The organism is Obesumbacterium proteus, from assembly GCF_001586165.1.
GTDB lineage: Bacteria > Pseudomonadota > Gammaproteobacteria > Enterobacterales > Enterobacteriaceae > Hafnia > Hafnia protea.
Map to the genome: position 1 here is coordinate 4,214,630 of NZ_CP014608.1, position 22,534 is coordinate 4,237,163.

The 22,534-nt window shown below is 47.5% G+C and carries 20 protein-coding genes; 13 read left to right on the top strand and 7 right to left on the bottom strand.

All coding sequences use genetic code 11. The features are described 5' to 3' along the window. Positions 1-252: 252 nt before the first annotated feature. Positions 253-582: a transcriptional regulator BolA gene (gene bolA, locus DSM2777_RS19630; RefSeq protein WP_172625154.1), complete on the bottom strand. Its 330-nt coding sequence runs from the start codon at positions 580-582 to the stop codon at positions 253-255. Positions 583-1,066: 484 nt separating this feature from the next. Here bolA and DSM2777_RS19640 point away from each other — a divergent pair, with 484 nt between their 5' ends. From DSM2777_RS19640 to DSM2777_RS19675, 8 genes are all read left to right on the top strand, one after another. Further along, positions 1,067-1,645, top strand: a complete 579-nt coding sequence (locus DSM2777_RS19640; RefSeq protein ID WP_061555444.1) for a lipoprotein — start codon at positions 1,067-1,069, stop codon at positions 1,643-1,645. Positions 1,646-1,761: 116 nt separating this feature from the next. Next, complete coding sequence (gene ampG, locus DSM2777_RS19645; protein ID WP_061554937.1) at positions 1,762-3,243, top strand: muropeptide MFS transporter AmpG; 1,482 nt, start codon at positions 1,762-1,764, stop codon at positions 3,241-3,243. Positions 3,244-3,861: 618 nt separating this feature from the next. Next, positions 3,862-4,791, top strand: a complete 930-nt coding sequence (gene cyoA, locus DSM2777_RS19650; RefSeq protein ID WP_025799998.1) for a cytochrome o ubiquinol oxidase subunit II — start codon at positions 3,862-3,864, stop codon at positions 4,789-4,791. A 3-nt stretch (positions 4,792-4,794) separates the two neighbouring features. Next, a complete protein-coding gene (gene cyoB, locus DSM2777_RS19655) occupies positions 4,795-6,786 on the top strand; it encodes a cytochrome o ubiquinol oxidase subunit I (protein WP_040044358.1) in 1,992 nt (663 codons plus the stop codon). After that, complete coding sequence (locus DSM2777_RS19660) at positions 6,776-7,396, top strand: cytochrome o ubiquinol oxidase subunit III (RefSeq protein WP_061554938.1); 621 nt, start codon at positions 6,776-6,778, stop codon at positions 7,394-7,396. Before cyoB ends, DSM2777_RS19660 begins: the two co-directional genes overlap by 11 nt. Then, positions 7,396-7,746: a cytochrome o ubiquinol oxidase subunit IV gene (locus DSM2777_RS19665; protein ID WP_061554939.1), complete on the top strand. Its 351-nt coding sequence runs from the start codon at positions 7,396-7,398 to the stop codon at positions 7,744-7,746. Before DSM2777_RS19660 ends, DSM2777_RS19665 begins: the two co-directional genes overlap by 1 nt. 13 nt (positions 7,747-7,759) lie before the next feature. After that, positions 7,760-8,650, top strand: a complete 891-nt coding sequence (gene cyoE / locus DSM2777_RS19670; protein ID WP_025800005.1) for a heme o synthase — start codon at positions 7,760-7,762, stop codon at positions 8,648-8,650. Positions 8,651-8,920: 270 nt separating this feature from the next. Then, on the top strand, positions 8,921-10,288 hold the full coding sequence (locus DSM2777_RS19675; RefSeq protein ID WP_061554940.1) for an MFS transporter: 1,368 nt from the start codon (positions 8,921-8,923) through the stop codon (positions 10,286-10,288). 276 nt (positions 10,289-10,564) lie between these two features. On the opposite strand, the gene DSM2777_RS19680 is transcribed toward DSM2777_RS19675, so the two are convergent. Next, a complete protein-coding gene (locus DSM2777_RS19680; protein WP_061554941.1) occupies positions 10,565-11,056 on the bottom strand; it encodes a YajQ family cyclic di-GMP-binding protein in 492 nt (163 codons plus the stop codon). A gap of 187 nt (positions 11,057-11,243) precedes the next feature. Between DSM2777_RS19680 and panE the strand changes: the two genes are divergently transcribed. Then, a complete protein-coding gene (panE, locus tag DSM2777_RS19685) occupies positions 11,244-12,158 on the top strand; it encodes a 2-dehydropantoate 2-reductase (RefSeq protein ID WP_061554942.1) in 915 nt (304 codons plus the stop codon). Further along, entirely contained in the window at positions 12,121-12,714 is a 594-nt protein-coding gene (gene yajL, locus DSM2777_RS19690; RefSeq protein WP_046450105.1) for a protein deglycase YajL, read from the top strand. The genes panE and yajL overlap by 38 nt, the downstream gene beginning before the upstream one ends. Positions 12,715-12,857: 143 nt before the next feature. Here the strand turns inward: yajL and thiI are convergent, their stop codons facing one another. Then, positions 12,858-14,306 (bottom strand): tRNA uracil 4-sulfurtransferase ThiI, encoded by a 1,449-nt coding sequence (gene thiI, locus DSM2777_RS19695; RefSeq protein WP_061554943.1) that lies wholly within the window; start codon positions 14,304-14,306, stop codon positions 12,858-12,860. A gap of 259 nt (positions 14,307-14,565) precedes the next feature. On the opposite strand from thiI, the gene xseB reads away from it, so the two are divergent. The 3 genes from xseB to dxs all read left to right on the top strand — a co-directional run bounded on the left by xseB (position 14,566) and on the right by dxs (position 17,751). Further along, entirely contained in the window at positions 14,566-14,808 is a 243-nt protein-coding gene (gene xseB, locus DSM2777_RS19700; RefSeq protein ID WP_025800016.1) for an exodeoxyribonuclease VII small subunit, read from the top strand. Between the two features lie 3 nt (positions 14,809-14,811). Further along, positions 14,812-15,717 (top strand): (2E,6E)-farnesyl diphosphate synthase, encoded by a 906-nt coding sequence (ispA, locus tag DSM2777_RS19705; protein ID WP_061554944.1) that lies wholly within the window; start codon positions 14,812-14,814, stop codon positions 15,715-15,717. Positions 15,718-15,885: 168 nt separating this feature from the next. Continuing rightward, positions 15,886-17,751 (top strand): 1-deoxy-D-xylulose-5-phosphate synthase, encoded by a 1,866-nt coding sequence (gene dxs, locus DSM2777_RS19710; RefSeq protein ID WP_061554945.1) that lies wholly within the window; start codon positions 15,886-15,888, stop codon positions 17,749-17,751. Positions 17,752-17,840: 89 nt separating this feature from the next. Here dxs and DSM2777_RS19715 read toward each other — a convergent pair whose 3' ends face one another. The 4 genes from DSM2777_RS19715 to DSM2777_RS19730 form a co-directional block, all read right to left on the bottom strand. Beyond that, complete coding sequence (locus tag DSM2777_RS19715) at positions 17,841-18,359, bottom strand: Hcp family type VI secretion system effector (RefSeq protein WP_004096682.1); 519 nt, start codon at positions 18,357-18,359, stop codon at positions 17,841-17,843. Positions 18,360-18,793: 434 nt separating this feature from the next. Continuing rightward, positions 18,794-20,065: a RidA family protein gene (locus tag DSM2777_RS19720; protein WP_061554946.1), complete on the bottom strand. Its 1,272-nt coding sequence runs from the start codon at positions 20,063-20,065 to the stop codon at positions 18,794-18,796. A 205-nt stretch (positions 20,066-20,270) separates the two neighbouring features. After that, entirely contained in the window at positions 20,271-21,248 is a 978-nt protein-coding gene (locus DSM2777_RS19725; RefSeq protein ID WP_237087791.1) for a hypothetical protein, read from the bottom strand. A 296-nt stretch (positions 21,249-21,544) separates the two neighbouring features. Continuing rightward, positions 21,545-22,522 (bottom strand): hypothetical protein, encoded by a 978-nt coding sequence (locus DSM2777_RS19730; protein ID WP_237087792.1) that lies wholly within the window; start codon positions 22,520-22,522, stop codon positions 21,545-21,547. Between the last annotated feature and the right edge of the window lie 12 nt (positions 22,523-22,534).

Sequence of the window (22,534 nt, forward strand, 5' to 3'; positions counted from 1 at the left end):
CGCGGCGTGATTCACAGTTTCGAGCGATACCTCAGCAACTCGGGTACAAAATTACAGCGTAATAGCACCAAGTTCCACGGGCCAAAGTCACGAAATCGCGTGCGCACCTAAGTCATAAAGTTGCTACGCAAAAAGAAACGGCCACTCGGGCCGTTTCTCGTCAAACACGCTATTAATACAGCAAAAACGGCTAAGAGTTCCACCTTCGTGGTAATTTACTTGCCTTTTCGCCGCCTATTTAAGCAAGTTAGCTTAGGCTAGGGTGCCAGCCCCGCGACAGGGCGGTGATGCAGGAACCGTATCTTGCAACGCCTCCCACTCTTTATGGGTGTAGGTATGTAGGGCTAACGCGTGTACGCCGTCGGCCAGTTCCTCTGACAAAACGCCATATATAGAACGATGACGCGTCAAGAAGCGCTCACCTTGGAAACGATCGCTAACCATGACAACTTTAAAGTGACTTTCAGAACCTGCCGGTACGTTATGGCGATAGCTTTCATCAACCACCTCAAGATAGAAAGGTTCAAACGCGGCGCGTAACTTTGCTTCTATCTGTTCTCTCATCATAAGATATCCCCTCATACTGCATCGGCAGAAAGAGCGCTGCTCTTAATGGAATGTATTTCCCTCTCGGAACCGCTCAGCCATCACCTTTATTTTCAGTGACAGCCCACATCAGGCGCGGACAAGCGCCCAATCGAAAAACACATCTTAACGTTAAGCGTAGCTGTTTTTTTGCAACTAACGCCGCTGCGAAACATTTTTATCGTGTTTTGCGTAGCGTAACTTATAAAAAATTTCTGTCTATCATTCAAATGGGTGGCTTGGAAAGTCAGTTTAATGTTTAAGCAGATAGGCAAAACGCCACCGCGATAGTGATTTCACTATTCTTAAGATAAAAATATTTATAGGGGGCTTCAACATCCTAATGGCAATGCTATGATGGCGGATATTTTGTCCGTAAAGTCCGTTGATTCATCATTGTCATACTCAGTCTTAACTCAGTCATAGACGAAGAATGAACGCGGCATCTTCCCACGTAAAAATGGTTATTAACTCGATGAATATGATCAAAAAACTGTTTTTCCCGCTTTTGGCCGTTTTCGCTCTGGCCGGATGCGCAACCAGCACCAATACCATAGACGTTAATCCTAAGATGGCGTTGCCGCAGCAGGACCCAACCTTGCAAGGCATTACGATCAGCATTAACGGTGCCGATGTTCGTCAAGATAAAGCGCTGGCAAAAGTGAATCGCGATGGCGCATTAGTCACGCTGACACCTTCACGCGACCTGCGTTTCTTGCTGCAGGAAGTGTTGGAAAACCAAATGACCCAGCGCGGTTATATGGTGGGGCCAAGCGGTGCCGTTGATTTGCAGATCGTCGTCAACCAGCTGTATGCCGATGTAAAAGAAGGCAACCTGCGTTACAACATCACCACCAATGCTGATATTTCCATTATTGCACAGGCGAAAAATGGCAATAAGCAGGTGAAAAACTATCGCTCGGTTTACAACGAGCAAGGTGCATTTACCGCATCGAACAGCAAAATCACTAATGCCGTCAACAATACCATGTCGGACATCGTGTCTAACATGGCGCAAGACACCAGCATCAGCGACTTCATCAAAGCCAACGCGCGTTAATCTCTATGCTCAGAGTCATTCGAACCGTTGGATAAAAGCGCAATCGGATGATAATGGGCATACACCGTTTTCACCCCGCACTGCCCGACCTTGGGCAGTGCATGGGAATCAATTGAATGTCTAATTCAAACTTAGCTATTTTCACCCAACGTAACACGGTCATTTTATTACTGTTGGGTTTTGCCTCAGGCCTTCCTCTCGCATTAACCTCCGGTACACTTCAGGCTTGGATGACCGTTGCCAACGTCGATCTCAAAACGATCGGCTTCTTTTCACTGGTTGGTCAGGCCTACGTTTTTAAATTCCTTTGGTCACCGATGATGGATCGCTATACGCCTTCCTTCCTTGGTCGCCGCCGTGGCTGGCTTTTAGTCACACAAGTCCTACTACTCATCACTATCTTTGCCATGGGATTACTCAATCCTGTCCAGCATCTGTGGTGGCTGGCGGGCTTGGCCGTCATCGTCGCATTCTGTTCTGCCTCACAAGATATTGTCTTCGACGCCTATAAAACCGATTTGCTCAGCGCTGAAGAACGCGGAACCGGCGCGGCTGTTTCCGTTTTGGGTTATCGACTCGCGATGCTGGTTTCCGGTGGGTTAGCGCTATGGTTAGCCGATCGCTATTTTGGCTGGCAAGGTACCTATTGGCTGATGGCTGGCTTAATGCTGATCGGTATATTGGCTACGTTATTTGCTCCAGAACCTCAGGTATCTGCGCCTGCACCACGCACGCTTGAACAGGCCGTGATTGAGCCGCTTAAGGATTTCTTTGGCCGAAACAATGCATGGTTAATCCTATTACTCATTGTGATGTACAAGATGGGTGATGCTTTCGCCGGTAGTTTGAGCACAACGTTTCTGATTCGCGGAGTCGGATTCGACGCGGGTGAAGTTGGTATCGTCAACAAGACACTAGGATTGTTTGCCACCATCGTGGGTGCCTTGTTTGGCGGCGTACTGATGCAGCGTTTGTCCCTTTTCCGCGCACTGATGCTATTTGGTATCTTGCAAGGGGTATCCAATTTTGGCTACTGGCTGCTGGCGGTCACTGATAAAAACCTGCTCACCATGGGCAGCGCCATTTTTCTCGAAAACCTCTGCGGGGGCATGGGCACCGCGGCGTTTGTCGCATTGTTAATGACGCTGTGTAACAAGTCATTCTCAGCAACCCAATTCGCCCTGCTCTCGGCGCTTTCAGCCGTTGGTCGTGTTTATGTAGGGCCGGTTGCGGGTTGGTTTGTTGAATTACATGGCTGGCCGTTGTTCTATCTATTCTCAATCGTCGCTGCCGTTCCTGGGCTTTTGCTGCTGGTCGCCTGCCGCAAAACCTTGGAGTATACGCAAACAACCGGTGAATTCTCGCGCCGAACCCGCTTTGCTAGAGCCTATAAATTGGCCTTTCAATCACTGTTGGTCGGATGCATTCTTATCGCACTATGGCTGCTTGGGCTACTCGCAGAAAGTCTCTCTGGTTTGAGTGCTGATGTCATCATGGCTTGGTTGTTAAATATTGGCTTATTGCTGAGCTTATTTGGCATTTTACTTGGCGCAGGTTTAGATTATCGCAGCCAACGCGATCTACAGCAGGTCATTTAATTCCGTTGCTAAATTAATTTAAGCCTTAAAATAATAAAAAAGCGCTGCCTATATTTTAGACAGCGCTTTTTTTATTCTTCAAATTTGCCGCTTAATTATCCCCTAAATAATTTTTTACTGATATTCCGCTGTATTTTCGCCCTCAAATAACTGCTTATTTTTCACGCTAAATTAAATTTAGCATCAGAAAAACGAAGAACAAAAAATTAACAAATAGAGATCTCTTTCACGTTTCGTGCCTTCTAAGGGAAGAAATAAACCTAAATGTAACGAGTTACATGCCCCTACGATCTGTGTCACATATTCCTATTTTAAGCAGGTAATACATGGGCTAACCACAGATTAAGGACTAGGCTAAAAGTGACAGAACGTGATTTTCAGAGGCAGTGAAATATCTTTTGTTACATTTACTTTGTTACAACAAAGTGAAAATAAGCCTCTGATTTGATAGCTACATTTCGCCTAAAAGACACCATGAAATGCGACATTTTGCACAAACCAACTGGACTTTTTAAACAATGGAGTGACAGACCTTTAAGAATGTTTACAGATCTGCAACCTTCCCGTAAAATGCCCCTACATTTGGGACGACAGAGAGCCTTCGATTGAGGTCGTTAGATGAGACTCAGTAAATTAAATAAAAGCTTTGGGATATTATCTTTAATCGCAGCCTCGGCCTTGCTGAGCGGTTGTGATATGGCGCTTCTGGATCCTAAAGGACAAATAGGTCTAGAGCAGAGATCCCTGATACTGACTGCCCTTGGGCTGATGTTAATCGTGGTGATTCCAGTAATCGTAATGACAATTGTATTTACGCGTAAATTCCGCGCGTCAAATACCGATGCCAAATACACTCCCAACTGGTCTCACTCTAATAAAATTGAAGCTGTCGTTTGGACAGTGCCAATTATCATTATCGCTATCCTCGCAACATTAACGTGGAAAACGACTCACGAACTGGATCCGTATAAACCACTGGTGTCCGACGTTAAACCGATCCGTGTCGATGTTATTTCACTCGACTGGAAATGGTTGTTCGTTTATCCAGATCTGGGGATTGCAACCGTTAATGAACTGGCTTTCCCAGCCAATACTCCGGTTAATTTCCGCATCACGTCAAACTCGGTAATGAACTCATTCTTCATTCCGCGTTTAGGTGGGCAGATTTACGCGATGGCAGGCATGCAGACCCAACTGCATTTGATTGCCAACGAACCGGGTAAATATAACGGGATTTCCAGCAGCTACAGCGGTCCAGGATTCTCTGGAATGAAATTCACCGCCATCGCAACGCCAGATAATGCCACCTTTGACCAGTGGGTTGCCAACGTTAAGAAAGCACCTAATCAGCTGACCACCATGGCAGAGTTCGACGCATTAGCGAAGCCAAGTGAATACCATCCGGTTGAGTACTTCTCTAGCGCTAATCCTGAATTGTTTGTCGATGTGATTAACAAATTCATGGGTAGCAAGAAGATGGACATGAAGAAAGACGAGCATATGGATATGGACATGGGTGAGCACGCTCACGCAGGAGCCGAGGAATAACAGATGTTTGGAAAACTAACACTCGACGCCGTCCCGTACCATGAACCGATTGTTATGGTTACGGTTGCCGGCATTATCTTAGGCGGTCTGGCCCTTCTGGCTTTGATTACCTATTTTGGAAAATGGAAATACCTATGGACGGAGTGGCTAACTTCGGTTGACCATAAACGTCTGGGTATCATGTACATCATCGTGGCGTTTGTCATGCTGCTGCGCGGCTTTGCCGATGCCATCATGATGCGTAGCCAGCAGGCGCTTGCGTCCGCCGGTGAAGCCGGATTCCTGCCACCGCACCACTACGACCAGATCTTTACCGCTCATGGCGTTATCATGATCTTCTTCGTGGCGATGCCGTTCGTGGTCGGTCTGATGAACGTCGTTGTACCATTGCAAATCGGTGCTCGCGACGTTGCATTCCCATTCCTGAATAACCTGAGCTTCTGGTTCACCGTTGCCGGTGTGGTTCTGATCAACCTGTCGCTGGGTGTGGGCGAATTTGCTCAAACTGGCTGGTTGGCCTATCCACCGCTATCAGGTAAGGAGTACAGCCCTGGCGTAGGGGTCGATTACTGGATATGGAGTCTACAAATATCCGGCTTAGGTACCTTGCTGACGGGTGTTAACTTCTTTGCCACTATCATCAAAATGCGTGCCCCTGGCATGTCACTGATGAAAATGCCGGTCTTCACATGGACCGCATTGTGCACCAACGTTCTGATCATTGCTGCCTTCCCGATTTTAACCGTTACCGTTGCTTTACTGACGGCTGACCGCTACCTCGGCACCCATTTCTTTACCAACGATATGGGCGGCAACATGATGATGTACATCAACCTGATTTGGGCCTGGGGCCATCCGGAAGTGTATATCTTGGTTCTGCCAGTCTTCGGTGTGTTCTCCGAAGTGGTGGCAACCTTCTGTAAGAAACGCCTGTTTGGCTACACCTCGCTGGTATGGGCGACCGTGTGTATCACCATCCTGTCGTTCATCGTTTGGCTGCATCACTTCTTCACCATGGGGTCAGGCGCAAACGTCAATGCGTTCTTCGGTATAGCCACGATGATTATCTCGATTCCGACCGGGGTAAAAATCTTCAACTGGCTGTTCACCATGTACCAAGGCCGCATCGTGTTTAACTCTGCGATGCTGTGGACTATCGGCTTCATCATCACCTTTACCGTAGGTGGTATGACCGGGGTTCTGCTGGCGGTTCCGGGTGCAAACTTTGTTCTGCATAACAGCCTGTTCCTGATTGCGCACTTCCATAACGTGATCATCGGCGGTGTGGTCTTCGGTTGCTTCGCCGGTATGACTTACTGGTTCCCGAAAGCATTTGGCTTCACGCTGAACGAAACTTGGGGCAAACGCGCATTCTGGTTCTGGATCATCGGTTTCTTCGTTGCCTTTATGCCGCTGTACGGCTTGGGCTTCATGGGCATGACTCGTCGCTTGAGCCAGCAAATTGACCCTGCATTCCATCCTCTGCTGATGGTTGCTGCGGGCGGCGCTGCGCTGATTGCATGTGGTATTGCCTGCCAGCTGATTCAGATTTTCGTGTCTGTTCGCGACCGCGATCAGAACCGCGATCTGACCGGCGATCCATGGGGCGGCCGTACGCTGGAGTGGTCAACGTCTTCTCCACCGCCGTTCTATAACTTCGCTATCGAGCCACAGGTTCATTCGCGTGATGCATTCTGGGAGCTGAAAGAAGAAGGTATCGCTTATAAGAAACCAGAGAAATATGCACCAATTCATATGCCACGTAACACTGGCGCAGGCGTCATCATTGCAGGCTTCAGCCTCGTCTTTGGTTTTGCCATGATTTGGGACATCTGGTGGCTGGCGATTGTCTGCTTCCTGGGCATGATTGCCACGTGGATCGTGCACAGCTTCAACGATGATGTTGATTACTACGTTCAAGTTCCTGAAATTGAACGTATTGAGAACCAACACTTTGAACAAATTAGCAAAGCAGGCGTGAAATATGACAACTGATACTTTACATCATACTCACGGTCAGGAGGCCCATGCGGAGCATGGGCACCACGACGCCGGTGACACGAAAGTGTTCGGCTTCTGGGTCTACCTGATGAGCGACTGTATTCTGTTTGCGAGCTTGTTCGCAACTTATGCAGTCTTGGTCAACGGCACCGCTGACGGCCCATCCGGCAAAGATATTTTTGAATTGCCGTTTGTGTTGGTTGAAACCTTCCTGCTGTTATTTAGCAGCATCACCTATGGCTTCGCCATGCTGGCGATGAACAAAGGTAAAATAGGCACCGTAAATACATGGTTAGGTTTGACCTTCCTGTTCGGTGCAGGCTTCATCGCGATGGAAATCTACGAATTCCATCACCTGATTGCCGAAGGTTTTGGCCCAGACAAAAGTGCATTCCTGTCTGCCTTCTTCACCTTGGTTGGCACGCACGGTATCCACGTTACCAGCGGCCTGATCTGGATTATCGTGATGATGATTCAGGTCGGCAAAAAAGGCCTGACCGCGCGTAACCGTACTCGCCTGATGTGTCTGAGCCTGTTCTGGCACTTCTTGGACGTGGTGTGGATCTGCGTATTCACCGTAGTTTATCTGATGGGGGCAATGTAATGAGTCACTCACCTACAACGGGTCACCATTCTACAGACAACAACAGTGCTAGCCACGGCAGCGCAAAGTCTTACATGATTGGCTTTATTCTGTCGGTTATCCTCACGGTTATTCCGTTCTGGATGGTGATGGAAGGTACCGCGTCGCACCAAACGATTTTGATTACCGTGGTTGCGATGGCTGTGATTCAGATTTTTGTTCATCTGGTGCACTTCCTGCACATGAACACCTCGTCTGAAGAGCGTTGGAACCTGATAGCTCTGGCATTTACCGCCTTGATTATCGCCATTGTTGTCGTTGGCTCACTTTGGATTATGTACAACCTCAACATCAATATGATGGTCCACTAAAGAGCTGCCTGTGATGATGAAGCAATACCTGCAAGTAACAAAACCGGGCATTATCTTCGGTAACCTGATTTCGGTTATCGGTGGATTCTTCCTGGCCTCGAAGGGGAGCTTAGATGTTCCCCTGTTCATCGCGACCATGGTAGGCGTGTCGCTGGTTGTCGCCTCGGGCTGTGTATTTAATAACTACATTGACCGAGACATAGATAAGATTATGGAGCGAACCAAAAACCGCGTTTTGGTGAAAGGGTTAATCGCGCCTAAAGTGACACTGACCTACGCTACGCTGTTGGGCCTTGCCGGTGTTGCACTGTTATATGTTGCGGCTAATCCGTTAGCCGCGCTGTTGGCAGTGATTGGCTTCATCGTCTACGTTGGCGTGTACAGCCTGTATATGAAGCGTCATTCCGTATACGGCACGCTGATTGGCAGCCTGTCTGGCGCAGCTCCACCGGTTATTGGCTACTGCGCCGTCAGCAACGAATTCGACGCTGGCGCGCTAATCCTACTGGCTATTTTCAGCCTGTGGCAGATGCCGCACTCCTATGCGATTGCCATCTTCCGTTTCAAGGATTATCAAGCCGCCAATATTCCCGTATTGCCGGTGGTGAAAGGGATTTCGGTAGCTAAAAACCACATCACGCTGTATATCGTGGCGTTTATGGTTGCTACGCTGATGCTGTCTCTCGGCGGGTATGCGGGTTATAAATATCTGGTTGTGGCGGCGGCAGTAAGCGTGTGGTGGCTAGGCATGGCGCTTTCTGGCTATAAGAAAGCGGTGGACGATCGCGTATGGGCACGCAAACTGTTTGTGTTCTCCATCGTGACCATCACCTGCTTGAGCGTCATGATGTCGGTTGACTTCCAGTCTCCGGCAACAGAAAGCCTGCTAACGATGCTGCGTTGATCATTGAGCCTTAATGATTAATCGTGAAAAGCCGGATATCTCATCCGGCTTTCTTTTTTCCCCTCCCCCACTTCGCGCTGAGTCTGTTCAAAACGGGTCAGGTCAAGTAATCTAGCTCGGCTGTAATTGCAATATAGAGACTATTCCTCGGGAATGCTTTCCACCAACTGCCACCAGAGCAGTGCTCATTAGAAAGCACCAATAACAAGAATAATTCCAACGCAGTGGAAACGCTGGGTTGTTCCCGCACTAAAAGAAACTGAGGTTGTAATGAATGATTTTCAGATGACACCAGAGGAACGGAAAGCCACCTGGGGTCTAGGAACCGTATTCTCATTGCGTATGCTTGGGATGTTTATGGTTTTGCCGGTGCTCACCACCTATGGCATGTCTTTGGCGGGCGCTTCCGAAACGTTGATCGGGATTGCGATTGGGATTTATGGCTTAACACAGGCCGTCTTCCAAATCCCATTTGGCCTATTTTCTGACAGAATTGGACGTAAGCCGCTCATCGTCGGTGGGCTACTGATATTTGCTCTCGGCAGCGCTATTGCGGCCATGACAGACTCAATATGGGGCGTGATCCTTGGCCGTGCATTACAAGGCTCGGGGGCAATTGCCGCCGCTGTTATGGCGCTATTATCCGATTTAACCCGTGAGCAAAATCGCACTAAGGCGATGGCATTTATCGGCGTCAGCTTTGGCGTCACTTTTGCCATTGCAATGGTCGCAGGCCCGATTATTACCCATGCCGTTGGCCTCTCTGGTCTTTTCTGGATGATCGCGCTGTTAGCATTAGGTGGCGTTATCATCACGCTATTTTGCATCCCAACGCCACGCCATCACGTATTGAACCGTGAATCCAGCATGGTGAAGGGAAGCTTTAGCAAAGTGCTGGCAAACAGCCGGTTGCTCAAGCTTAACTTCGGCATTATGTGCGTACATATCTTACTGATGTCGAGCTTTGTGGCACTGCCACCGCTGATGGAAGAAGCCGGTCTAGCACGAGATAACCAGTGGAAAGTCTATTTGGTTACCATGCTGATCGCGTTTGTCTGCGTTATCCCTTTCATCATCTATGCTGAAAAACAACGCCGTATGAAGCAGGTGTTTCAGGTATGCGTTATTTTAATGCTCGCCGCTGAGGTGATCCTTTGGTACGCCGATTTACACCTGTGGGGCATCATCTTTGGCGTCCAAGTCTTCTTTATTGCCTTCAACGTGATGGAAGCGTTATTGCCTTCGCTGATCAGCAAAGAGTCGCCTGCGGGCTATAAAGGCACAGCGATGGGAATTTATTCCACCAGCCAATTTCTCGGCGTGGCCATCGGCGGGAGCTTAGGCGGATTCTTGTATTCACATAACGGCGCTGCAACCGTGTTTACCGGATGCGCAGTATTGGCCGTGATCTGGCTTGCGGTCAGCATGACGATGAAAGAGCCTCCTTACGTCAGCAGTTTGCGCATCGTCATTCCAGACACAATCCCTGCGACACCAGAATTAGAACTGGCGCTTAAACAGCTACACGGCGTGGCTGATGTGGTACTTATTCCTGAAGAGAAAACGGCTTATGTGAAGATTGATTCTAAAATCACCAACCGTGGCGATATTGAGCTGTTTGTAGCGGGACAGCATTAGATTTAGGCCTGTTTATCTGATGCTTTTGTTTTTCTTGTTGGATGAGATACATGATAGAGCCGCCAGCAAGGATGCTGGTGGCAGGTTGAGGGCGCACAGGACGTGCGCTCCGAGACCGGTCGGACAAACAACTCGGTAAAAAGCGCGAGAGTCGAGAGGTTGCGCGCCAGCAACCTTTCGTCGGACGCCTGAACCAGCATTTTCATGGAAACCCAAATGCTAATTGGCGTCCGAAACCTTACGCGATTCTACAAACCTTACGCCTAAAACAATTTGTTAATCGCGGAAGTTATTAAACTGGAATGGTTGTCCCAATTCGGCACCGCGAATAAGCGCCATCACGCCCTGCAAATCATCACGTGATTTACCCGTTACACGCACTTGTTCACCCTGAACCTGCGCCTGCACTTTCAGCTTGCTGTCTTTAATCAGCTTAATGACTTTTTTCGCCATCGCGCTATCAATACCTTTTTTCAGCGTGGCTTCAATGCTGTACGTTTTACCGCTGTGTTCGATCTGCTCAGGGATCTCTAATGCAGCACCATCGATGCCACGTTTCGCCAGTTTTTCGCGCATAATATCCACGAGCTGGTTAACTTGGAAATCAGAGACGCTGGAGATTTTGATACTTTCATTTTTCTCATTCAGCTCAAAGCTGGCTTCAACGTTGCGAAAATCCCAACGAGTTCCTAGCTCACGTGAAGCGTTCTCTACGGCGTTACGAACTTCTTGAATATCAATTTCAGAAACGATATCGAATGAAGGCATGTTAAATCTCCTCTCGGTTGAATGCCGAGCATAATAGCGGCTTCCTCCGGCGATGCAAGACCAGCCACAGTCCTTACACCATAACCGATGCTTCTCACTGCGATCTGCGTCATAAAAGTTTATACTGATTAGATTGAATATTTCTGCTTTGCGCGCAAATCGCCTGATGTATCGGGAAGGAGGCCAAATGAAAATAACAGTTCTTGGTTGCGGGGCGCTAGGGCAGCTATGGTTATCGGCATTAGAACAAGCTGGGCACGATGTTCAAGGCTGGTTACGCGTACCTCAGCCCTATTGTCCAGTGAACATCATCCAACTTAACGGACAGTCATACAATAAAAACCTAGCGGCGAACGATCCTCTACATTTAGCGGAAAGCCAAATCTTATTAGTGACGCTAAAAGCGTGGCAGGTTTATAACGGTCTGGTTCCACTGCTGGCGAAAATTCCGCCTCACTGCCGAATTATCCTGCTACATAATGGGATGGGCAGTCAGGATGAGTTTCCAAACCTGATTGAACAGCCCCTGTTTCAAGGGGTAACCACCCACGCGGCGCGCCGTGATGGCAATACGATTATCCACATTGCCGCGGGCACGACACATATCGGCCCAACGAACTCAGCGGCTATTGGGCAAAGCAACATTGCTGAAGTCTTGCATCAGGCACTTCCTGATGTGGCTTGGCATGACAATATCATGCCCGCTATCTGGAAAAAATTAGCCGTTAACTGCGTCATTAATCCATTGTCAGTTATCTATAACTGCCGCAACGGCGATCTGCAAAAATACATGCCGCACGTAGAAGCCATCGTTCGAGAAATCTCTGAGGTGATGGAAGCTGAAGGATATCGAACATCCCCCGAAAGCTTGCTGCATTACGTAACCAACGTGATGTGCATGACCGCCGATAATTACTCTTCTATGTACCAAGACGTGCAGGCACAGCGCCATACTGAAATTGATTACATCACTGGCTATCTGCTCAGGGCGGCGCGCAAGCATGGACTTAGCGTCACTGAGAATGCCCATATTTTTGAAACCATTAAACGAAAGGAACAAACCTATGAGCGCATCGGCTCTGGTGTGTCTGGCTCCTGGTAGCGAAGAAACCGAAGCAGTAACGACCATTGATTTGCTTGTTCGCGCGGGCATTAAAGTCACAACGGCAAGTGCGGCCAGCGATGGCGAATTAGTGATAACCTGTTCACGCGGCGTAAAGCTGTTAGCGGATAAACCGCTGGTTCAGGTTGCCGATGAGTCTTATGACGTGATTGTTTTACCCGGTGGAATGGAAGGTGCCGAGTGTTTTCGAGACAGTGAATTAGTCGTTGAGAAAGTACGCCAAATGCACCTTGAAGGAAAACTGGTCGCCGCAATCTGCGCAGCTCCGGCATTAGTATTGGCTCACCACAAACTATTCCCAATTGGGAATATCACCTGTTTCCCAACGCTAAAAGACCAGATTCCCGAAAATCAGTGGATCGACAAACGCGCTTACTTCGATGAACGCGTTAACCTGTTAACCAGTCAAGGGCCGGGAACCAGTATCGACTTTGCACTAAAAATTATCGACGTACTTTTAGGCAAAGAAAAAGCCGCCGAAGTGGCAGCCCAGTTAATTCCCGCATCGGGGATCTATGACTATCAGGAGTGGTAATCCAGACATCTTGCCAAGCGTATAATCTGCGTTAGCGGCGAAGTCAGTTTGAGCTCGGCCAGCGCACAGCAACCGGAGCGTACATTCAGTACGTGAGGATTGCGAGCACTGCCCGAGTTCAAAATGGCAAGCAAGCTAGCAGATTACGGGCGATACACCTTAACGTTGTTAAACCCTTGCTCTTTCAGATACAACGCCTGCAAACGGCTCATCACGCCACGATCGCAGTACAACACATAGTTGCGGTTTTGATCGAGATCGCCAAACTGGGTCGCCAGTTTGTAGAATGGCAGGCTTTTCACTTCTAGCCCTTCAATCTTCAGCGGTTTGTCTTCTTGTTCGTCGTTAGAACGGATATCTAGAACTACTTCGTCACCGCTTAATGCATCAACGATTTCAACTTCAATAACCTGCTCGCTGGTTTGCTGGGCAATTTCACGGATATCCATGTTTTGCGCTTCGGCCACCACACGCTCAAGAATGTCGAAATCGAAGTTTTCTTCTTCGGCTTCAATCTTAGACTTCACGGCTTTTACGGTTGGGCTTTTTGAAATCACGCCGCAGAATTCAGGCATGGTTTTCGCAAAATCTTCAGTCCCAATTTCACGTGCCATATCAATGATATGTTCTTTATCGTGCGAAATCAGTGGGCGCAGGATCAGCGTGTCTGTCACGCCGTCAATCAAACGCAAATTGGTCAGCGTTTGGCTTGAAACTTGGCCCAGTGCTTCACCGGTGACCAAAGCCTGAACGCCATAACGTTCTGCCACTTTCGACGCCGCGCGCATCATCATGCGCTTGAGGATAACGCCCATCTGGCCATCATCGACTTTCTCCAAAATCTCACCCACCACCGGGGCAAAATCGATGGCAACAAAGCGCACGCGATGAGAGCTACCAAAGCGATTCCACAGGTAATGAGCGACTTGTTTGACGCCAATTTCGTGCGCGGAACCGCCCAGATTGAAGAAACAGTAATGTACGCGGCAACCACGGCGCATCAGCATATAGCTGGAAACACCGGAATCGAAACCGCCGGAAATCAGCGACAGCACGTCTTCCTGCGTACCGATTGGGTAGCCACCTAAGCCTTCGTAGCGGCCTTTAATCAGCAGCAGGCGGTCGTCTTCAATTTCCAGATGAACGGTCACCTGAGGATGGGACAGTTTAACCTTCGCACTTTCAATATGCTGATTCAGACCGCCGCCGACGTAACGTTCAACTTCAATCGACGTAAAATCATGCTTACCACGACGTTTAACACGCACGCAGAAGGTTTTGCCTTCCAGCTTGTCACGGTACATTTCGAGCGTTTGCTCAAAGATGTTGTGCATATCGGTGTAAGGGCAGTCATCAACTTCTAAAATGTGATGGATCCCAGGGATTCGCGTTAAAGCGTCACGAACCTGCTCGGTGCGGCTTTCATCTTTAGCGCGAACTTCGATATGATCCCAATGGCGTACAATAGCCACTTCATCAATTTGTTTTTTCAGAACGTTGCGAATGTTCCCGGACAGGATCTTAATAAAGCGCAAACGCACTGATTGGCTTTTGATAGTAATTTCTGGGAATAATTTAATGATAAACTTCATGATGGCAGTGGCTATTTCGTCGTGATTTACGTTAAAAGGGCTTACACTGCATGCTTAGAAATTGAGGACGCAATGTACAAGGCGCGCAGTATAGCACTAACTTGCTCACTGGCGCACTGAACCTCATCTCACGAGTTTAAAATCCGTAATTTGCCAAGTCCTACAGACTCCGGTAACGTGGCAAAAAATTCTGTCACTCCATCGCAGAACCGCTATTTATTGCAGAACACCATTACAGAACAGCGAAGATAAGACGACTATGGCAAAAAAAGCACCCGCCGCGCCTAGCTTTGAACAAGCTCTGAGCGAACTAGAACAGATTGTGACTCATTTAGAATCTGGCGAACTGCCATTAGAAGACGCGCTCAATGAGTTCGAACGTGGCGTTCAACTTGCTCGTCTTGGCCAACAGACGCTGCAACAGGCTGAACAGCGCGTACAGATCCTACTCAATGACGATAAGGACGCCCCTTTATCCCCTTTTAACGCGGATCAAGAATAAAACATGGTTGTTTTTGAACAGTTACTCAAAACCTATCATCAACGCGCCGATGCCGCGTTAATACACTATATTGACCCACTGCCCTTTTCTGATGGACAGCTGGTTGCTGCAATGCGCTATGGCGCGCTGCTCGGCGGCAAACGGCTGCGCCCTTTCTTGGTGTATGCCACCGGCGAAATGTTTGGCCTTTCGTTAGATAATCTGGACGCTCCAGCTGCGGCCGTTGAATGCATTCACGCCTATTCGCTGATGCATGACGATTTGCCCGCGATGGACGACGATAATCTTCGTCGCGGCCAGCCCACCAGCCATATTAAATTTGGTGAAGCCCACGCGATTTTAGCCGGCGATGCGCTGCAAACGCTGGCATTCTCCATTTTGGCCGATAGCCCGATGCCTGCGGTTGCCGTGACCGATAGATTGGCGATGCTTAGCGAACTGGCGCAGGCCAGCGGCGTGGCAGGCATGTGTGGTGGCCAAGCGTTAGATTTGGAAGCCGAAGGCAAACGCGTTGATTTGCAGGCGCTTGAGCAAATTCACAGTCACAAAACGGGTGCATTAATCCGCTGCGCGATTCGAATGGGGGCTTTGGCCGCGGGTGAAGCCGGACGCGCCGCGCTGCCGCTGTTAGATCGCTATGCTCACGCCATCGGGCTTGCATTCCAAGTACAAGACGACATTTTAGATGTTATCGGCGACAGCGCTAAAACGGGTAAACCTCAGGGTTCAGATCAAGAATTAGAGAAAAGTACTTACCCTGCATTGCTCGGCCTCGAACAGGCCCAAAATAAAGCGCTCGATCTGTACAAAGATGCAATACATGTTCTTGAAGAGCTTGAGCAACACCACAGCATTGATACTCTGGCATTAAAATCCTTAGCCAGTTTCATCATTGAGCGCGATAATTAAACCAATAAAAATAGAAACCGCCCTTCGTGCACATTAAAACGCCGATGGGTTGGAGTCTATACCCTAAGTAATCCGAGTTGCAGTCAGGCCAACACCTTAGACAACGCATCTGCAGCTCGAAGTATGCCGGGTATATATTGAAAAATGTAATTCAGACATGAGCCGCTAATGAGTTTTGATATAGCCAAATACCCGACACTCGCACTGGTTGAAGACCCTAACGATCTTCGCCTACTGCCGAAAGAAAGCCTGCCAAAGCTGTGCGACGAACTCCGTCAGTATCTGCTCAATAGCGTTAGCCGCTCTAGCGGACACTTTGCCTCAGGGCTAGGAACCGTAGAACTCACGGTCGCGCTGCACTATATCTATAACACCCCATTTGATTCACTGATTTGGGATGTCGGCCATCAGGCGTATCCGCATAAGATCCTGACCGGGCGCCGCGATCGCATTGCAACCATCCGCCAAAAAGGCGGTTTGCATCCGTTCCCATGGCGCGATGAAAGTGAGTACGACGTGCTCAGCGTGGGCCACTCTTCGACATCCATCAGTGCTGGATTGGGGATGGCCGTTGCCGCCGAGCGTGAAGGCAAAAATCGTCGCACGGTTTGTGTGATTGGTGATGGTGCCATCACGGCGGGTATGGCTTTTGAAGCCATGAACCACGCAGGTGATATCAAAGCGGACATGCTCGTTATTCTGAATGATAACGAAATGTCGATCTCCGAGAACGTGGGCGCGTTGAATAATCATCTAGCCCAATTGCTTTCCGGCAAACTCTATTCCAGCCTGCGTGAAGGCGGGAAAAAGGTGCTCTCAGGCTTACCGCCAATCAAAGAGCTGGTAAAACGTACCGAAGAACACCTTAAAGGCATGGTTGTTCCTGGAACCTTATTCGAAGAGCTCGGTTTCAACTACATTGGCCCCGTTGATGGGCATGATGTGCAAGGCTTGGCCGCCACGCTAAAAAATATGCGTGATTTAAAAGGCCCACAGCTGCTGCATATTATGACCAAAAAAGGCAAAGGCTATGCCCCTGCCGAAAAGGATCCGATCAGTTGGCACGCGGTACCTAAATTCGATCCAGCCAGCGGAACCTTGCCCAAAAACGCCGGTGGTTTACCCACTTATTCCAAAATATTTGGCGATTGGCTGTGTGAAACGGCGCTTGATGACAGCAAATTGATGGCAGTCACACCAGCCATGCGCGAAGGTTCTGGCATGGTGCGATTCTCCAAAGAATACCCGCAGCAATACTTTGACGTTGCTATTGCCGAACAGCACGCCGTGACATTCGCCGCTGGCTTAGCCATTGGTGGCTATAAACCGGTTGTTGCCATTTATTCCACGTTCCTGCAGCGTGCCTATGACCAAGTCATTCACGACGTGGCGCTGCAAAAACTGCCGGTGATGTTTGCTATCGATCGCAGCGGCATCGTAGGTGCCGACGGGCAAACGCATCAGGGCGCCTTTGATATCTCATTCCTGCGCTGCATCCCTAACATGGTCATCATGACGCCAAGTGATGAAAACGAATGCCGCCAAATGCTGCATACCGGACATCAATATCAGGATGGCCCAACGGCAGTACGCTACCCACGTGGCTCAGGTACCGGCGCTACGTTAGAGCCTTTAGCCTGTCTGCCGATTGGCAAAGGCATTGTTCGTCGTCAAGGCGAGAAGATCGCCATACTAAACTTCGGCACGCTGATGCCAGATGCCTTAGTCGCCGCCGAACAGTTAAATGCCACCGTTGCTGACATGCGCTTTGTTAAGCCACTCGATGAAGCATTGGTATTGGAACTGGCCGCCACGCACGACGTACTGGTGACGCTAGAAGAAAACGCTATTATGGGCGGTGCTGGCAGCGGCGTGAATGAACTGCTGATGGCGAAACGTAAGCTCGTTCCTGTGCTTAACCTTGGCTTACCGGATAAATTTATCCCACAGGGAACTCAGGCTGAAGCCTTGCATGAAATCGAGCTAGATTCAGCAGGCATCGTTAACCAGATCTCGCGCTGGTTACAAGACTAAATCTCTTCCTAAATAACAAAGTTACCAATAACAAAGCTACCTTTCGGTAGCTTTGATTTTTTATGCTTACCACACAAGCTAAGCCAATATTAAGACTCGCTTGGCGCACGCCAGTCATCGGCACCAGAAGTACCGGAAACGGTATGTTCCCAAGTAATTTTACGGTATGCCAAAGACACTTTAACTAGCTGAGTGAATTCCGCTTTTACGGCATCTTGGCAATGTGGCATATGGCAATCAATATCAACGATAGTGGCATCATCCAGAATGGTTGAGAAGAAGTGCTCTTGTTTCCCCTCAATGGAGGTGCGATACCATTTCAGCTCAACTTTCGGCAACATTTCACCTGAAGCTAATGCGTTATATAACAAAGGCACAGCTTTGTTCAATGCAACGGTAAAACGAAACGGCTTATGAACACGCTGACCAGAAGGCTGACCTGATTGCGGATCGGTTGGCACAGTCACAATGTGTTCAAATTCCTGCACCAGCATTTGGTCTTCATGGCCCTGAACGTAAATATTACCCACAGAATCAGAAGTGAATGCGCCAGACGTAATATTTCCCTGAGTTTTACCTTGGATGGCGATATAACATGGAGTAGGCATTGCAATATCCTTATAAATAAACCGAGCTAAGTTAAAAGAGATGTTCCTTAAAAGAAAAAGAGAAGTGCATCTTTTTCTATCTCCATGCTATCTGTCTCTCTGAGAAATTTGTTTCCAACCATCAAAACGAATGTAAGCAGATATAAATCGCACCTTTCATAAACTAGAAAAAAGCTTCCATTCTGGTTATTTCAATTGGGAAAGGCCAAATAAGCAGATTAATCAGCCACAAAATCCGTGCGCTACGTTTTTTCTATAACGGAGATAAAAAACATCCTTCCACCAATAGATGGAATTACATGACCTAAGAGTTTTGTCTTTTGAATACAGCATGCGCTCGCCCTTTACAGAGCGAGGCTTCATTGAAATAAGGTATTAAGAGACTGCATTCCGAACCACTTAATTAAAGCCATCTATTCGGATGAGGAAAGGTATTATGCCTTCGGTGGGGTTCCTTCCTCATTGGCTACCACAACCTCTATCTGGATTAGCGCATCTTTAGGCAAAGCAGACACGCCAATAATTCTTCGTGCAGGAATACCGCCAGGGAAGAATGTTGCGTAAACGCGGTCTACTGCGGAAATATCTGCGATATTTTTAAGGGCGATATTAACTTTAACCACATCTCCCATGCTGTGTTCGATGCTCTCTATAATTGCCTTAATATTTTTAAGGCACTGCTCAGCCTGTTCTTTTATCCCACCAGCCACCAATTTACCGGATTTAGGTTCGATAGGTAGCTGAGCTGACAAATGATTGTAATGAGAAAAAGCGACAGTCTGTGTAGATAGAGAACATTTTGGCGCATTATCTGTATTGTGGGGTTCTATAATGAGCCCATGTCTGTCTTCAACGGCCTGCGGCGGTGTACCGTCACCGTGTGACACCACGGCTTCTATTTGTACCAAAGCCCCCATAGGTAAGCCTGATGCAATAATCAGTGTCCGTGCAGGAACATAACCGATGGTTCGGGCAATCGCCGAATCAGGGAAAAATGTGGCGTAAACCTCGTTGACGGCTTCAAGATCCGCAAGGTTGGTTAGAAAAACACTTATCTTCACAATGTCATCAAAGGGCACATCGATACTGTCGACAATGGCCTTAATATTTTTTAAACACTGCTTAGTTTGCTCTTTTATCCCCCCTTCTACGACTCTGCCGGTTATCGGATTAATAGGTAGTTGAGCTGAAAGATTATTATAATGAGAAAAAGCGACCGTTTGTGAGGACAGGGAGCAAGCAGGCGCATTTACAGTGTTATTTATAAGCTTTATTAGATCGCCCGCTTGTTGGGCATTCGGAATTGTTCCTTCACCGTTTGAGAGTAGCGCTTCAATTTGCACTAGCGCTCCCATAGGCAAAGCATCAACGGCCACAACCGTTAGCGCGGGTACATAGGTTGGGAAGAATGATTTATAAATTACACTTACAGCGTCAGCATCTTTGATATTTGTAACGAATATCGTGATGCGAACAACATCACTCATCACATGTTTGATGCTCTCTACAACTGCTTTAATATTGTTAAAGCACTGCTTGGCCTGCTCATTTATACCACCAGCGACTAATTCACCTGATTTTGGATCAATAGGTAGCTGAACTGAAAAATTATTATAATGAGAAAATGCGACAGTTTGTGAATAGAGTCCGATTTCGCTTGGTGCATTTTGTGTGTTTCTTGCTAAGACCTCATTGTAACCGCTCATAGTAATGTTCACCGTTAAAGATTAGAGTTTAGTGGGTTATGTGGCAAACACAGACTCTACAGCGCTGCTATCATTGCTGCGGTTGTATCCACGTAACAAACATAAAGGCTTCATAAAAAATGAAGCCTTTATTTAAAGCAAAATAAATGCCATACGCTTAATCACACGGCATTTATTTTTACTCGTTTTTTGACTTAGCTCGTCATTACCGTTGAGACAGAATATCTTCATCACCCCCTACCCGCATTTTGATACTTTCTAATATCCACAGGATCAGCTCCTCGCCGCTGATTTTGTCGCGGTATTCAGGAGGTAAATCACGAGTATCAATTTCACCGTCAATCATAATCAGCGGCTTGAGACGATTACCCAGTTCGGTGCCGCTAGGCAGCCATTGAAATTCACGCCCTGTCGGATTGAGTTTATCGTGGCTGGTATAGAGTTCCCCTTTAATCCCACCAACAACTACCGTGGTGCTCGGGAAGAAGGTTCTGAGTAGCTTACCTTTGGAAGTGCGGTCTTCTAGCACTGATTGCTCATCTTTATTAAGGCTTTGGACATCAATAGTAATACGGCTCGCTGTATCAGCATGTCCTGTTGTTCCACGCCATGTGATGCCATAACTATCCTGCTTCTCAAGGCGCCCCGGATAATATTGATACTCGTTGTCAAGACAATAGCCTTTCTCATAATGTGGATAGGCATGATAAGCAATTTTCGCCACATCACGCATTTGTGCATCCATCCGGCGTTTGACTTCAGTATCGAGTTTCTCTGAAGGCTGTGGGCGTGCTAGTTCTATAGAGTTCCCCGTTACAAGCATCCATGTTTTTCTTTCAGGGAAGGACTTCAAATAGTATGGATTAAACATATAAATAGAGCCCAGTGATATAGATGGATCTTTAGATGTATCCATATATTCCAGCAACACTCGTGGAGTAGATTTCATATTTTGATGAACAAGCGTGCTCCCAGGCCAATTGGAACTGTCAGTTGCAACCTTGTCTTTTATATAACTAACCCAATCGTTCTCTATAGCTGGATAGTCAGTTCTAACTGCTCTTACAATCTCCACTCTAAAATTTTCAAACAAATATGCTCCGCTATTCATATACATAAAATTGGGTAGTTCAATTTCATAACGCCCAAAGCAGTGTTTCTGTGTGGGAAGTTGAGTTCTCATAGCAGTATCCTTACGAAGAGAGTGTGCTCCACACCCGGCTGTTGATAACACCAAAGTGCTAAGTAATAACCACGATAAATGCCGCATCGCTAATTCCTTTTATTTTTTAGGCGCGCTAATTTCTGCGTTATAGGGCCAACTGGCGGTTTGCAAAGATTTCATAAGGAGACTGCTCGATACAATTTTATATTTACAACACGACAAATACATTAGTCATATAGCTATTAAGGGAAAATATACGTTTGAGTCGCTAACGCCATGCATATAAAGAATGGCGTTAGCTTAAAACAGGCTATTTATCGATGAGACAGAATATCTTCATCACCCCCTATCCGCATTTTGATACTTTCTAATATCCACAGGATCAGCTCCTCGCCGCTGATTTTGTCGCGGTATTCCGCAGGTAGATCGCGAGTATCAATTCTGCCGTCGATCATAATCAGCGGCTTGAGGCGATTACCCAGCTCGGTACCGCTAGGTAACCACTGGAACTCACGAGCAGTTGGGTTAAGTTTGTCATGGCTGGTATAGAGTCCCCCTTTAATCCCGCCCACCACCACCGTGGTGCTCGGGAAGAAGGTTCTAAGTAACTTGCCTTTAGAAGTGCGGTCTTCTAACACTGATTGTTCATCTTTATTAAGACTTTGAACATCAATAGTAATACGGCTCGAGGTATATTTCCCACCTGTAATGCCACGCCACGTAATACCATAACTATCTCGCATCTCAAGGCGTCCAGGGTAATATTGGTACTCATTATTAAGGCAGTAGCCTTGCTCATAGTGTGGATAAACATGGTAGGCAATTTTAGCCACATCACGCATTTGTACATCCATCCTGCGTTTGACTTCTGCATCGAGTTTATCTGAAGGCTGTGGACGTGGTATTTCTATCGAACTACCCGTTGCAAGTATCCATTCTTTCCTTTCAGGAAAAGGCTTCAAGTAGTAGGATTTAAACATATAAATAGAACCAAGTGATATAGATGGATCTTTGGATGTATCCATATACTCCAATATTACTCGTGGAGAGGACTTCATATTCTGGTAGATAAGTTTACTTCCGGCCCAATTAGAAATATCTGTTGCAATTTTTCCGTTAATAAAACTTACCCAATCTTTTTCAATCGCTGTACGTTCAGATTTAACTGCTGTTACAATTTCTATATCAAAATTATCAAATGAATAAGCCCCGCTATTCATATGCATAAAATTGGGTAATTCAATTTCATAACGACCAAAGCAGTGTTTTTGCGTGGGAAGTTGAGTACTCATAGCAGTATCCTT